General features: G+C 70.2%; 15 protein-coding genes. 1 reads left to right on the top strand and 14 read right to left on the bottom strand.

Annotated elements, in window-relative coordinates:
• Positions 1-157: 157 nt before the first annotated feature.
• Both tsf and rpsB read right to left on the bottom strand, forming a co-directional pair.
• Entirely contained in the window at positions 158-994 is an 837-nt protein-coding gene (gene tsf, locus ABT254_RS27275; RefSeq protein ID WP_351475277.1) for a translation elongation factor Ts, read from the bottom strand.
• Positions 995-1150: 156 nt separating this feature from the next.
• On the bottom strand, positions 1151-2044 hold the full coding sequence (gene rpsB, locus ABT254_RS27280; protein ID WP_351475280.1) for a 30S ribosomal protein S2: 894 nt from the start codon (positions 2042-2044) through the stop codon (positions 1151-1153).
• A 270-nt stretch (positions 2045-2314) separates the two neighbouring features.
• On the opposite strand from rpsB, the gene ABT254_RS27285 reads away from it, so the two are divergent.
• Positions 2315-2887, top strand: coding sequence for a peptidoglycan DD-metalloendopeptidase family protein (locus ABT254_RS27285; protein WP_351475283.1), 573 nt, complete (start codon positions 2315-2317; stop codon positions 2885-2887).
• 113 nt (positions 2888-3000) lie between these two features.
• On the opposite strand, the gene ABT254_RS27290 is transcribed toward ABT254_RS27285, so the two are convergent.
• The 12 genes from ABT254_RS27290 to rplS form a co-directional block, all read right to left on the bottom strand.
• On the bottom strand, positions 3001-3558 hold the full coding sequence (locus ABT254_RS27290; protein ID WP_351475790.1) for a TetR/AcrR family transcriptional regulator: 558 nt from the start codon (positions 3556-3558) through the stop codon (positions 3001-3003).
• A gap of 74 nt (positions 3559-3632) precedes the next feature.
• Complete coding sequence (gene whiG, locus ABT254_RS27295) at positions 3633-4475, bottom strand: RNA polymerase sigma factor WhiG (RefSeq protein ID WP_351475285.1); 843 nt, start codon at positions 4473-4475, stop codon at positions 3633-3635.
• Positions 4476-4746: 271 nt separating this feature from the next.
• Complete coding sequence (gene dprA, locus ABT254_RS27300) at positions 4747-5907, bottom strand: DNA-processing protein DprA (protein WP_351475288.1); 1161 nt, start codon at positions 5905-5907, stop codon at positions 4747-4749.
• Positions 5904-7529: a YifB family Mg chelatase-like AAA ATPase gene (locus tag ABT254_RS27305; protein ID WP_351475291.1), complete on the bottom strand. Its 1626-nt coding sequence runs from the start codon at positions 7527-7529 to the stop codon at positions 5904-5906. The genes dprA and ABT254_RS27305 overlap by 4 nt, the downstream gene beginning before the upstream one ends.
• Positions 7529-7933, bottom strand: coding sequence for a YraN family protein (locus tag ABT254_RS27310; protein WP_351475294.1), 405 nt, complete (start codon positions 7931-7933; stop codon positions 7529-7531). The genes ABT254_RS27305 and ABT254_RS27310 overlap by 1 nt, the downstream gene beginning before the upstream one ends.
• 87 nt (positions 7934-8020) lie before the next feature.
• Positions 8021-8329 (bottom strand): DUF2469 domain-containing protein, encoded by a 309-nt coding sequence (locus ABT254_RS27315; protein ID WP_003965949.1) that lies wholly within the window; start codon positions 8327-8329, stop codon positions 8021-8023.
• A gap of 56 nt (positions 8330-8385) precedes the next feature.
• Positions 8386-8919 carry an NUDIX hydrolase gene (locus tag ABT254_RS27320; protein ID WP_351475296.1) on the bottom strand — a complete coding sequence of 178 codons (534 nt, stop codon included), beginning with the start codon at positions 8917-8919 and terminating at the stop codon, positions 8386-8388.
• Positions 8909-9685, bottom strand: coding sequence for a signal peptidase I (gene lepB, locus ABT254_RS27325; RefSeq protein ID WP_351475298.1), 777 nt, complete (start codon positions 9683-9685; stop codon positions 8909-8911). The genes ABT254_RS27320 and lepB (ABT254_RS27325) overlap by 11 nt, the downstream gene beginning before the upstream one ends.
• Before the next feature lie 91 nt (positions 9686-9776).
• Positions 9777-10784 (bottom strand): signal peptidase I, encoded by a 1008-nt coding sequence (lepB, locus tag ABT254_RS27330; protein WP_351475793.1) that lies wholly within the window; start codon positions 10782-10784, stop codon positions 9777-9779.
• Positions 10672-11784 (bottom strand): signal peptidase I, encoded by a 1113-nt coding sequence (gene lepB / locus ABT254_RS27335; RefSeq protein ID WP_351475300.1) that lies wholly within the window; start codon positions 11782-11784, stop codon positions 10672-10674. The genes lepB (ABT254_RS27330) and lepB (ABT254_RS27335) overlap by 113 nt, the downstream gene beginning before the upstream one ends.
• Positions 11777-12505 (bottom strand): signal peptidase I, encoded by a 729-nt coding sequence (lepB, locus tag ABT254_RS27340; RefSeq protein WP_351475303.1) that lies wholly within the window; start codon positions 12503-12505, stop codon positions 11777-11779. The genes lepB (ABT254_RS27335) and lepB (ABT254_RS27340) overlap by 8 nt, the downstream gene beginning before the upstream one ends.
• A gap of 45 nt (positions 12506-12550) precedes the next feature.
• Positions 12551-12901, bottom strand: coding sequence for a 50S ribosomal protein L19 (gene rplS, locus ABT254_RS27345; protein ID WP_030866123.1), 351 nt, complete (start codon positions 12899-12901; stop codon positions 12551-12553).
• Positions 12902-12976 lie beyond the last annotated feature (75 nt).

Here is a 12976-nt window from a genome sequence, read left to right on the forward strand (position 1 = left end):
CACCGCACCCCGCCCTCGCCCGGGGGGGTTTTCCAACCCCCGGCCCGTCAGGGGCCCCCTCGACTTCTCGGCTGCCGCCCCCCCCGCGCGGGGGGGCGGCACGGCCGGACGGCTGCACTCGACCCTATCGGGCCGAGGCGCCGATCGCGGCACGGACTCAGATGCCGACCTTGATACGCGTGAAGCGCTTCAGGGTGACACCGGCCTCGTCCAGGACCTTCTGGACGGACTTCTTGTTGTCGAGCGCGTACGGCTGGCCCAGCAGCGTGGCGTCCTTGAAGAAGCCGTTGAGGCGACCCTCGACGATCTTCGGCAGGGCGGCCTCGGGCTTGCCCTCGGCGCGGGTGGTCTCCTCGGCGACACGACGCTCGGACTCGACGACCTCGGCCGGCACGTCCTCCTTGGAGAGGTACTTCGGCGCGAAGGCGGCGATGTGCTGGGCGATGCCCTTGGCCAGCTCGGCGTCGGCCTTGTCCAGCTCGACCAGGACACCGATCTGCGGGGGCAGGTCGGGCATGGTGCGGTGCATGTAGGAGAAGACGAAACCGTCGGCGAACTGCGCGAAGCGGTCCAGGACGATCTTCTCACCGAGGTTGGCGTTGGCCTCGTCCACGAACGCCTGGACGGTCTTGCCGGCCTCGATCTCGGAGGCGAGCAGGGCCTCGAGGTCGGCCGGAGAGGTCTTGGCGACGTGCTCGGCGATCGCGTTGGCGACGGCCTGGAACTTCTCGCCCTTGGCGACGAAGTCCGTCTCGCACTTCAGCTCGACCAGGACACCGGAGGTGTTGTCGTCGGCGATGAGGGAGACCACGGCGCCGTTCTCGGCGGAGCGGCCCTCGCGCTTGGCGACGCCCTTCTGGCCCTTGATACGGAGCGCCTCGACGGCCTTGTCGACGTTGCCCTCGGCCTCGTCCAGCGCCTTCTTGCAGTCCATCATGCCGGCGCCGGTGAGCTCACGAAGCTTCTTGACGTCGGCGGCGGTGTAGTTCGCCATGAGTCTGTGAATCTTTCTCGAAGTCTGGAAGATCGAAGATCTACGGGGTCTACGGCCCCCATGCAGCCGGGGGCCGCTGACTCGCCGCTGACCTACGGGTGAACGGCGGGGGCGGACTTCATGCCGCCCCCGCCGTCAACCTCTGACGCTGACGGGTCAGGCCTGCTCGGCGTCCGCGGCCGGAGCCTCAGCCTCGACGGCCGGAGCCTCAGCCTCGGCGGCGGGGGCCTCGGCAGCGGCCTCGGCCGGCTTCTCGGCGGCTTCCTCGGAGTCCGCCTTCTTCTCGCCCTCGAGCAGGTCGCGCTCCCACTCGGCGAGCGGCTCGCCCGCGGCCTTCTCCTTGCCCTCGGTGGCGACACCGGAGCGGGCGATGAGGCCCTCGGCGACCGCGTCGGCGATCACACGGGTGAGCAGGGTGACGGAGCGGATCGCGTCGTCGTTGCCCGGGATCTTGTAGTCGACCTCGTCCGGGTCGCAGTTGGTGTCGAGGATCGCGACGACCGGGATGTTGAGCTTCCGGGCCTCACCGACCGCGATGTGCTCCTTCTTGGTGTCCACGATCCAGACGGCGCTGGGCACCTTCTGCATCTCGCGGATACCACCGAGGGTCTTCTCCAGCTTGGCCTTCTCGCGCGAGAGCACGAGAAGCTCCTTCTTGGTCAGACCCGAGGCCGCGACGTCCTCGAAGTCGATCTGCTCGAGCTCCTTGAGGCGCTGCAGACGCTTGTAGACGGTGGAGAAGTTGGTGAGCATGCCGCCCAGCCAGCGCTGGTTGACGTAGGGCATGCCGACGCGGGTGGCCTGCTCGGCGATGGCCTCCTGCGCCTGCTTCTTCGTGCCGACGAACATGACCGTGCCGCCGTGGGCGACGGTCTCCTTGACGAACTCGTAGGCGCGGTCGATGTACGACAGCGACTGGAGCAGGTCGATGATGTAGATGCCGTTGCGCTCGGTGAAGATGAAGCGCTTCATCTTCGGGTTCCAGCGACGGGTCTGGTGACCGAAGTGGACGCCGCTTTCCAGCAGCTCCCGCATCGTGACGACGGCCATGGCCGTTCTCCTTGAGTTTCTCGGTTGTACCGCGGGTGCCGGTGGGCACTCGCGCCTGACGCCCGCATGCGCCGTGCCACGAAGGACCGAGGGGCGCTGACACCGGCTTTTGATCACCTGGTGTCGGGGCGTGCGAAGTCGACCCGGTGACCCGGATCGCCAGAAGAAGTGTACGGGACCCGCGGGGTACCGGGTGACGCCGCTGTCCACAACCGGGGAGTAGTCCACAGATCCCGGCCGTGATCGGGGACGGCGCGGGAGGGTTCTCGCATGCGAGCGAGGCGATACGTGCAGATGACGTGGGCGGCGGTGCTGGGACTGGCGTTGACGGTCCTGTCCCCCTGGGCCTGGGCGGCCGACCCGCCGCCACCCGCGGCACCGGACCCACCGGTCCCCGCAGTCGGCCGCGCCTGGCCGGTGGGAACCCACCCCACGGTCCTACGAGGCTGGGAGCCCCCGGCGACGGTCTACGGCCGCGGCCACCGGGGCGTGGACCTGGCAGCCCCCGCCCAAGCCCCGGTAAGAGCGGTGGCAGCCGGCCGCGTTTCCTTCGCGGGCCGGGTGGCAGGCCGCGGCGTGATCTCCGTACAGCTGACGGACACGAACCTGCGAACGACGTACGAACCGGTGACGGCGTCGGTCCAGAAGGGGGACGAGGTGACGCCGGGCGAGGTACTGGGCACGGTGGAACCGGGGCCCAGTCACTGCACGGTCACGTGCGTGCACTGGGGCCTGCTGAGGGGTGAAACCTACTTGGACCCTCTGTCCCTGCTCCCCCCGTGGCTGCTGCACCGAGGGCCATCGAGGCTGCTGCCGGTACTGGGCGTACCACTGCCACAGTGACCGGCCCAGCCTGCGGGCAGTCGTCCCGCTGGGGCGGCTCCCGGGCCCAAAGAGAGGCGGCGCCCCGCAAGCGCGGGCCGGCGGCACCGCCCCGACAGCAACCCCCGCCGCCCTCAGCCGCGAACCCCCCGCAACGCCATGGCCACGGCGGCCTCGGTGATCACCGAGGGCTCCTCAGCCGCCCCCAGCTCGATCCGCCGCACAGCCGCGTCCACCACCCCCTGCACCAACATCGCAGCCAACCGAGGCGAAGAATGCCCCATCTCCCCGAGCGCCTCGACGATCATCGCGACCAGTCCCCCATGCGCGGCCCGGATCTTCTCCCGGGCCCCCGCATCCAGCTCGCTCGCGGAAATCGCCACCACGGCCCGATGCCGCCGGTCCCCGACCAGCACCAGCTGCTGCCGCACATACGCCTCGACCTTGCCCTCGGCCGACCCCGCCCGCTCCATCGCGGCCGAGACCTCCGCGGCCCACACCGGGAAGTCGACCGCGCACAGTTCCTCGACGACGGCCGCCCGGGAGCGGAAGTACTCGTACACGGACGACCGCGCGAGCCCCGTCCGCTCGGCGAGAGCCGGGAACGTCAGCGCCTCCGTCCCACCCTCGGACAGCAGAGACCGGGCCGCGTCCAGCAGGGCGGCTCGCTGCATCGACCGGTGTTCGGCCACGGAGGCCGCTCGAATCCTTGGCACGTCAACCACTTTACGGACGGACCACCCCCGACGGGAGTGAGTCGTGCCGCTCAGCGTCCGAAGCCGGCCAGCTTCGCCCGCAGCTGCAGCACCGACTTGGTGTGGATCTGACTCACCCGGCTCTCGGTCACGCCGAGGACGTTCCCGATCTCGGCGAGCGTGAGGCCCTCGTAGTAGTACAGCGTGACGACGGTCTTCTCCCGCTCCGGCAGGGTGTTGATGGCCCGGGCCAGGAACCGTCTGAGCTCCCGGTCCTCGGCCACCTCCACGGGGTTGTCGGCGGCGGTGTCCTCCAGCGTGTCCATCACGCTGAGCCCGTCCCCGCCCTCGCCCCCCACATGCAGCAGCTCTTCCAGGGCCACCACGTTGGCCAGCGACAGCTGGCTGAACACGGCGTGGAGTTCATCGACGGGGATGCCCATCTCGACGGCGACCTCGCTCTCCGAGGGTGTCCGCCTCAGGCGCGCCTCCAGGGTCGCGTACGCCCGCTCCACGTTCCGCGCCTTCTGCCGCACCGATCGGGGGATCCAGTCCAGCGCCCTGAGCTCGTCGATCATCGCGCCCCGGATCCGGGTGATCGCGTACGTCTCGAACTTGATCTCCCGGTCGATGTCGAACTTCTCGATCGCGTCGATGAGCCCGAAGACCCCGGAGGAGACGAAGTCGGCCTGCTCCACGTTCGGCGGCAGACCGACGCTCACCCGTCCCGCCACGTATTTCACCAGCGGCGAGTAGTGCAGGATCAGCTGCTCCCGCAGCCGCTCGTCGCCCGTGTCCTTGTACGACCGCCACAGCTCGTCGAGCGTCGAGGGAGCGGGCGGCCGCACGCTGCCACCGTCACGGGCGGCTGGGGGGATCGCCGCCCGGTCGGACCCGGAGGTGTGCTGGGGCATTCGTCGCCTTGTGCCGTTCTGCTGTGAAGTGGGGGTGCCTGGGGGAGCTGTCGGTCTGGTGTCGAGATGCCGGTCTGTGCCGGAATCCTCGTGAGCGTAGCGTGACTGAAGTGTCGCGGTGCGCGAAGGACGACGCGGATCGGGTGCGCAGATACGTTCCGCAGGACGCTCCAGCGAGTCACGGTGATCGCTGAGTGTGACTGCCGAGGGACGCCAACTGCGGGTATTTCCACAGGTGTCAGGCTTCCCCCGGACGGCCGAACACGCTCGGTCAGCACGGACTGCGACCCCCGCGGACGGAGATCATCGCCTGGCGTGTCAACTTCCAGCCGTCGCCGTGTCGTTCGACGTAACCGAGTGATCGGAGTTCGTACAGTCTCGCGATCGCGTCGTCCTGCGTGGTCTGCGCACCCCGCGCGATGTCACCGGGCGGCGCCGCCCCGCGGCCGGGCAGTGCGGCCAGGACGCGACGGGCCGCGGGCTCCAGCAGATCGCGGGGCAGCACGGGTCCGCGCCGGTCCGGGGCCAGTTCGCCCATGTCGCCGACCAGCTCGACGACCTCCGCGGCGTCGGTGACGAGCACGGCGTCGCCCCGCAGGAGCTCGTGCACTCCCGCGGACAGGCCGCTGGTGGCGGGCCCGGGCACTCCCATCGTGTGGCGTCCCAGCCGCTGCGCGGCCCGTGCCGTGACCAGCGAGCCGCTGCGGTGCGCGGCCTCGACGACCACGGTTCCCCGGGTCAGGGCGGCGATCACCCGGTTGCGGACGATGAATCTGCTCGGCGTCGGATGATCGCCGGGCGGCAACTCGCCGATGACCAGTCCCTGTTCCGCGATCCTGCCGAGCAACTCGGTGTGACCGCGCGGGTAGGCCCGGTCGACGCCGCAGGCCAGCACCGCGACGGTGGCACCGCCGGCGCCGAGCGCGCCCCTGTGGGCGGCCCCGTCGACCCCGTAGGCCCCGCCGGACACGACCACCCACCCGTGCTCGGCGAGCCCGGCGCCGAGTGTGGCCGCCATGTGCGCCCCGTACTCCGTGCACGCCCGTGCCCCGACGACGGCGACGGATCTGAGCGCCCACATCCGCAGGCTGGGCCGCCCGCGCACCCACAGCCCCACCGGCCGCGCGTCCCCGAGGTCGTCGAGCTGCCCCGGCCACTCCCCGTCCCCGGGCGCGACGAACCGCATGTCGGCCTCCTGGGCGGCGGCGAGATCCCGCTCGGGCTCGGCCTGCCCGGCCCGGTCCAGCAGCCCGGCCCACCGTTTGTCGGTGATCCCGACGAGCTGCGGCCCGCCCTCGCGCAGCCGGCGCGCCACTTCCACCGCGCCGAGCTCCCGCAGCCACCGCCCGCCGACCTCGTCCCCCGGTTCGAGAACACGGCTGAGAAGGACACGGGCCAGCAGCTCACCGGCCGGGTTGTCGGCGAGGCTCATGTCAGCGCCCCGATCGCCATGGGCACGCCGCGCGGCACTCCGGTACGCAGTTGCAGCGCCAGGGCGACGTCCGTCGCGTCGGGTCGTTCGTGCCCCACGAGGTCCGCGACGGTCCAGGCGACGCGCAGCACGCGGTCGAGCCCGCGGGCGGTCAGCACACCCCGCTCCAGATTCCGTTCCGCCTCGTCCATCGCCCCGCTCGCGGCGTGCCAGCGGCTGCGCAGCTCCCGCCCGGGAACCTCGCTGTTGGTCCGCCACGGTGTGCCCACGAGCCGGGCCGCCGCACGCTCTCTGGCCGCCTGTACCCGGTCGGCGACGGTCGTGGTGGACTCGCCGCCGGCGCCGCGCCGGGCCAGCTGGGCGCGGGTGACCCGGTCGACCTCGACGCGCAGGTCCACCCGGTCGAGCAGTGGGCCGGACAGCCGGGCCTGGTAGCGGCGGATCGCCGAGGGCGGGCACTCGCAGAAGTCGTCCGTCTGCGAGAAGCGGCCGCAGGGACAGGGGTTCGCCGCGAGCACCATCAGGAATTTCGCCGGGAACCGCACGACTCCCGCACTGCGTGCGATCACCACGTGCCCCGCCTCCAGGGGCTGCCGCAGCGCGTCGAGCGCGTGGCTGCTGAACTCTGGTGTCTCGTCGAGGAAGAGGACGCCCCGATGGGAGAGCGAGACCGCGCCGGGCCGCGCGATGCCCGGGCCGCCGCCCACGAGCGCCTGCATGGTGGCCGAATGGTGCGGGGCGCAGTACGGAGCGACGTCGATCAGGGGTTTGCCCGGTGGGAGCAGGCCTGCCACCGAGTGCACCGCCGTGACCTCAAGGGACTCCTGTCGGCTGAGCAGCGGGAGGATCGCGGGGAGCCGCTCGGCGAGCATGGTCTTCCCTGCGCCGGGCGGGCCCTCCAGGAACAGATGGTGGCCGCCCGCCGCGGCGACCTCCACCGCCGTCCGCGCCGAGATCTGGCCCACCACGTCGGCGAGGTCATGACCCTGGTCGTGCTGTGCGGCGCCCAGGCTGTGCATCCCGGTGGCCGCGCCTGTACCGGGCACCCGCAGACCGGCGAGCAGCGGATCCGGGCGGCCCTGCTCGTCCGGTTCCTCGTCGGGTACGGGCTCGTCGGCCAGGACGGCGATCAGCTGGCGCAGGCTGCGCACGCCCAGGACGGAGACACCGGGCACCAGCGAGGCCTCGGCGGCCGCGCACTCCGGCACGACCACCTGCTCGTAGCCCGCGTCCGCCGCGGCCAGCACCGCCGGCAGGATGCCCCGCACGGGCCGGACGCGACCGTCCAGACCCAGCTCCCCGATCATGACGATGTCGGCGAGCACCCGCGGGTCGATCCGCTCGCAGGCGCCGAGCACGGCGCAGGCGACGGCCAGGTCGAAGCCGCTGCCGGCCTTCGGCACCGAGGCCGGGCTCAGCCCCACGGTCAGCTTCTTCTGCGGCCACTCGCCGCCCGAGTTGACGACCGCCGCCCGCACCCGGTCCCGGCTCTCGCTCAGGCTCTTGTCCGGCAGTCCCACCAGCGTGAACGCCGCCACCCCCGGCTCCAGATCGGCCTGGACCTCGACCACCACACCCTCGACGCCGACCAGCGCCACCGAACACGTACGCGCGAACGCCATCAGGCCACCCCCCGCGCGTGTTCGACCACGGGTGCGCCGCGGTCGGGGAGCAGGACGCCCACCAGGTCGATACGGACGCCGCCCGGTGGCGCCCCGCCGTGCTCCTGAACCCAGCGTTCCGCCAGGTCGCGCAGGCGCTGCGCCTTCGTCGGCGTGACCGCGGCCATCGGGTGCTGGAAGATGTCCGCCCTGCGGGTCTTCACCTCGCAGACCACCAGGACGTCCCCGTCCCGGGCCACGATGTCGATCTCACCCGTCCTGCCGGAGCGCCAGTTGCGCTCCAGGACGGTCATACCGGCGTCCGTCAGCCGCCGCGCGGCCAGATCCTCGCCGTACTTGCCCATGGCACTGCGTTGTGCGTTGCGTGTCCTCATGTCGGCACCACCTCCGGCGCCAACCGTCACGCATCCGCTCCGACCGAGTGGATCTTGGTGGACTACTCGGCGGTTGTGGACAAACTCGTCACCCGCACGAGCGACCCACCGCGGCCGTCAGCCGCCCGGCAGCTCGAGGTCGCTCTTGTTCAGCTCCTCGATGTTCACATCCTTGAACGTGAGTACCCGCACCTGCTTCACGAACCGAGCCGGCCGGTACATGTCCCAGACCCAGGCGTCCGCCATAGACACCTCGAAGAACACCTCGCCCTGGACCGAATGCACCTGCATCTCGTAGTCGTTGGTCAGGTAGAAGCGCCGCTCGGTCTCGATCACATATTTGAACAGACCGACGACATCGCGGTACTCCCGGTAGAGCTTCAGCTCCATCTCGGTCTCGTACTTCTCGAGGTCCTCGGCGCTCATGGCAGCTTCCCCTTCAGCCGTGCGATCCCACCATTGTGCGCCAGTCCCGTGAGCCCCTAGACGATTTCGGGGTCAAGGGTCACGGGCCCGGCTGGGGGACCTTCGTCGAGCAGCCTGCACAGCAGCTCGGCGAGTCTGGTCGGATACACGGTCTCATGCGCCCGGGCAAGTTCCCGACACGTCCACCAGCGTGCTCCGGCGACGCTGCGCCGCTCCAGTTCCGTGAGGCCCGTGGCCTCGGGCACCAGCCTGGACGTGTCCGTCGTACGGGCCAGGTAGTACCACTCGTCCTGGTCCCAGCGGCGGCCCGCGAACGGGAAGGAGCACATCCGCCGCCACAGCACCGGGCCGAGTTCGACATCGGTGATGCCGGTCTCCTCGGCGAGTTCCCTGAGGGCGGCCTCCTCACGACTCTCGTCGCCCTCCAGTCCACCGCCCGGCGTGAACCACCAGTCGTCGGCCGGATCGTCCGGCTCATGGCCGTGCAGGAGCAGGATGCGGTCCTCGGGGTCGAGCAGAACCACCCGGGCCACCTTGCGCAGCCCGCCCCGGTACGAGTCCTCGTCCCCGCCCGCGGCCTCAGCGGGCACCCACGGGCTCCGTCCGCGCCCGGGTGCGGCGCCCGCCCATCCGCTTGGCGATCGGGCCGTACGCGCCGCCGCCGAGGACGAGGACGGCTCCGGCCACGATCAGGGTGACGATGATCCGCAGCGGGCCCGGCTGGGAGAGCGCACCGAGGGCTTCGAAGCCGGTGGGGCGCTCCAGCATGCCCTTCAGGGGCCAGACGACGGCGTCCACGCGAGCCGTCACGGCGGAGCGCGCGACGGTGCCCTGGGCGGCGTCACTGAGGTGGGCGGAGGAGTCCAGCGACCCCTGGCGCTCGTCACCGAGCAGGAACAGGCGGCCCTGGGGGACCTTCACGGCCGGGATGTTCTTGTCCTCGACGACGCTGCCCTTGAGATAGCCCTCGTCGATCCGCTTGCCGTTGACGGTCAGCTTGCCGTTCGTGCAGCAGGAGACCGTGTCACCGCCGACCGCCACCACGCGCTTGACCACGGAGGCGCCCGTCACCCAGGACTTGTCGTTGAAGACGACGACGTCGCCCCGGCGGATCTCACTGCCGTCGACGCGCTGCGCCAGCACCCGGTCGCCGGCGTCGATCGTCGGCGTCATCGAGGTGGTCGGCACGGTGTACGGCCGGTAGACCACCGCTCCCCAGCCGAATCCGCCGAGGAACAGCACAATGCCCAGTGCGACGGCCAGTCCGGACAGTCGCTGTCCGGCCTTGCTGCCCACCGGGCCCGTGCTCTTGCCGCCGCTGCGCGGGGCCGTACGCGTAGTGCTCTCGCCACCCATGGGTCCGCACCCTACCCGGCGGTACCTGACGCGGTCAGCCCCTCATGGCCGACCTGGGTCACAGCTGCACCAGGGCTTCACCAAGGCGTGTTCAGGCGGAGTGTTCCGTGCCCGCTTCGCGGATCCCGGCCGCCGCGACCTTCCTACGACGCCACAGGGCCACCGGCACCACCCCGGTCAGGGCGAGCGCGTTCGGGGCGGCCGTCAGGGCGGCGGACGCCGAGGACTGGTCGTTCAGTCCCGGCTGGTCGAAGGTGTCCGGGATCGGGAGGGTGTCCCAGCGGGTGATGGGCCAGGCGATGACGATGGCACGTCCGACGACCTTGCTCACCGGAACCATGCCGTTGTGCTTGTCGCTCTGGTTGTAGCGCGAGTCGCGCGAGTTCTGACGGTGGTCGCCCATGACCCAGATGTAGCCCTTGGGGACCTTCACCGTGAACTGGCCGCCCTGGTCGTCGACGCTGCACGGGGTGTTGCCCGCGTACACGAACGACGCGTCGTTGAGCGCCTTGCCGTTGACCCTGAGCGGGCCGGAGCCCTTGCAGGAGACGGTGTCGCCGCCGACGCCGATGACGCGCTTGATGAGGTCCTTCTCCTCCGCGGACGGCATGAGGCCGATCCAGCTGAGGGCCTTCTGCAGCGGGTTCGGATTGGCCGTGGGCTCGCCCGCCAGCCAGTTGTCCGGGTCGTGGAAGACGACGACCTCGCCGCGCTCCGGCTTCGAGCCGAACCAAGGGGTGAGCTTGTCGACCAGGACCCGGTCGCCCTGCTGCAGGGTGTTCTGCATCGAGTCCGAAGGGATCGAGAACGCCTGCACCAGGAAGGTCTTGATCAGCAGCGCCAGCACGAGCGCGATGCCGATCAGGATGGGCAGCTCCTTCCAAAAGGAGCGCTGCTTCTTGGACTTGGGGGGTGCCCCGTCCGACCCCTGTTCCTCGGTCCGGTTCCGCTCGCCCGGCACCGTGCCGTCGTCGGTCGCCCCGGAGTCACTCCCGGAGGTCACGGCGCTGTCCGCGGCCGGGACGGCTGCGGAAACCCCGGGGACGGGCTGTCCGCGGTGCTCCTCGCCGTCGTGTCCGGACCGTGCGCCAACCGCCACATCCCCCACGCCAACTCCTTACTCTGTGCCGCTGCCTGCCCCAGACGCGGTGCAGGCCCACCACTCCCATAACGAGCGGGAGTTCCGCAGGGCTCGGGAGCTGGACCGTTCCGTTGAAATAGTCAGGAGCAACCCTATGCGACAGCCGAGGGGACGCGGTCGTCCCCGACACGGAGTTGGAGACGGAGGAGAAAGTTTTAGGTTCTTTCAAGGAAGTCCAGTGGCCGAAGGGCCAGGCGATGACCATCGCCCGTCCCACCACGGAATCCTCGGAGACCGTGCCGCCGTAGGGCGTGTTCTGGTGGGCGCGGGAGTCCGCGGAGTCGCCCCGGTGGTCGCCCATCACCCACAACCGCCCCTGGGGGACGGTGATGTCGAACGGCTGTGTGGAGGGGGCGTTTCCGGGATACAGGTAGTCGCCCTCGGTCAGGGGAACGCCGTTGACGGTCACCCGCCCCTGCGTGTCACAGCACTTGACGTGGTCGCCGCCGACGCCGATGACCCGCTTGATGAGGTCCTTCTCGTTGTCGGACGGCAGCAGGCCGATGAAGGTGAGTCCCTCCTTGACCTGCTTGACGACGACGGGGTCGTTCTTCTTGGTCGTGGTCTGCTCGTCCGCGAGCCAGCCGCCAGGGTCCTTGAAGACGACGACGTCCCCGCGTTTGGGCTTCGAGCCGAACCAGGGGGTGAACTTGTCGACGAGGACGCGGTCGCCGATCCGGATCGTCTGCTCCATGGAGCCGGACGGGATCACGAACGCCTGGACGAGGAACGTCTTCAGGACCAGGGCTATGAGGACGGCGACGCCGACGAGGAGGGGTATTTCCTTGACCGCGCTGCGCCTGCGCTTTCGTTTGACCTTGCGCTGCAGCTTGCGCCGCTCGGCGCGGGTGCGGCCGGCGCCCCCGGCGACCGGGCCGGAGGCGCGGCGGGAGCCGGTGGGCAGCAGGCTCTCGGCCGGGCTGCTCGCGGCACCGCGCGGTTTGCCACGGTTACCCATGCGCACCGTCCGCGGCGGGCACGCGCGCGTAGGCGCCGGGACGCTGCAGGCGGGTCCAGTGGGCGGTGGGCCAGATGATCCAGTCGGCGCGTCCGATGACGTCCGAGACGGGGATCATGCCGCCGCCGGGTGAGCCCAGGTGGTCGCGGGAGTCGCTGGAGTCGCTGCGGTGGTCCCCGAGGACGAAGAGGGTGCCGTCGGGCACGACGACGACGAAGGGCACCGTGGACGGGCTGTCACCGGGGTGGAGGAACGTCGACTCGTCGACCGACCGGCCGTTCACCTTGATCCTCCCCTCCCTGTCACAGCAGACCACGTGGTCTCCCCCTACGCCCACGACGCGTTTGATGTAGTCGCCGTTCCCGAAGTATCCGGTGCCGTCGAACACGACGACATCGCCGCGCCGCGGCTCGGCACCGAAACGGTACGCCAACTTATTTACGAGAACCCGGTCGCCGATCCTCAAACCGTTTTCCATGGATCCGCTGGGAATCTGGAATGGTTGGACCACGAAATGGTTGAGGAGCAGCAAAAACACCAGGCAGACCAGCAGGGTCAGGCTGATCCTCCCGCCGGGAAGCCAGTCGGCGACCCGCGACACCAACGCGAAGCGCGACCGTCCCTCCGGCCCCTCTGTGTCCGAAATCTCCTGGGAGACGTGCTCGGAATCGGAAGGGCGGGAGGAGCGGTCGCGCTCCGTGTGCTGTGCTTCGGTGTCCATCGGGGCCAGATGCTATCCGGCCCCGGTAGGAACGCCTGCGCGAGCTCAGCTGTCGCGCTTCTCCTTGATCTTCGCGGCCTTACCGCGCAGCTCGCGCAGGTAGTACAGCTTGGCGCGACGCACGTCACCGCGGGTGACGAGCTCGATCTTCTCGACGATCGGGGTGTGCACCGGGAAGGTGCGCTCGACGCCGACGGAGAAGGAGACCTTGCGGACCGTGAAGGTCTCGCGGACACCGGCGCCCTGGCGGCGGATCACAACGCCCTTGAACTGCTGCACACGGGAGCGGTTGCCCTCGATGACGCGGACGTGGACGTTGACGGTGTCACCCGGGCGGAAGGCCGGGACGTCGCTGCGCAGCGACGCGCTGTCGACGGAGTCGAGCAGGTGAGACATTTCGTCTGCTTTCTTCGCTGATGCCACAGGTCATCAACGGGAGCTAGGTGTTCAGGAGGATGCTGTCCGTGTCGG

Source organism: Streptomyces sp. NPDC001137, from assembly GCF_040298885.1.
Classification (GTDB): Bacteria; Actinomycetota; Actinomycetes; order Streptomycetales; family Streptomycetaceae; genus Streptomyces.

Coding starts and splice junctions, on each gene's coding strand:
- whiG (WP_351475285.1), bottom strand. CDS start 4,475: ATGCCCCAGCACACCTCCGGGTCCGACCGGGCGGCGATCCCCCCAGCC.
- ABT254_RS27285 (WP_351475283.1), top strand. CDS start 2,315: ATGCGAGCGAGGCGATACGTGCAGATGACGTGGGCGGCGGTGCTGGGA.
- tsf (WP_351475277.1), bottom strand. CDS start 994: ATGGCGAACTACACCGCCGCCGACGTCAAGAAGCTTCGTGAGCTCACC.
- ABT254_RS27305 (WP_351475291.1), bottom strand. CDS start 7,529: ATGGCGTTCGCGCGTACGTGTTCGGTGGCGCTGGTCGGCGTCGAGGGT.
- lepB (WP_351475303.1), bottom strand. CDS start 12,505: ATGGACACCGAAGCACAGCACACGGAGCGCGACCGCTCCTCCCGCCCT.
- rplS (WP_030866123.1), bottom strand. CDS start 12,901: ATGTCTCACCTGCTCGACTCCGTCGACAGCGCGTCGCTGCGCAGCGAC.
- lepB (WP_351475298.1), bottom strand. CDS start 9,685: ATGGGTGGCGAGAGCACTACGCGTACGGCCCCGCGCAGCGGCGGCAAG.
- dprA (WP_351475288.1), bottom strand. CDS start 5,907: ATGAGCCTCGCCGACAACCCGGCCGGTGAGCTGCTGGCCCGTGTCCTT.
- ABT254_RS27315 (WP_003965949.1), bottom strand. CDS start 8,329: ATGAGCGCCGAGGACCTCGAGAAGTACGAGACCGAGATGGAGCTGAAG.
- lepB (WP_351475300.1), bottom strand. CDS start 11,784: ATGGGTAACCGTGGCAAACCGCGCGGTGCCGCGAGCAGCCCGGCCGAG.
- rpsB (WP_351475280.1), bottom strand. CDS start 2,044: ATGGCCGTCGTCACGATGCGGGAGCTGCTGGAAAGCGGCGTCCACTTC.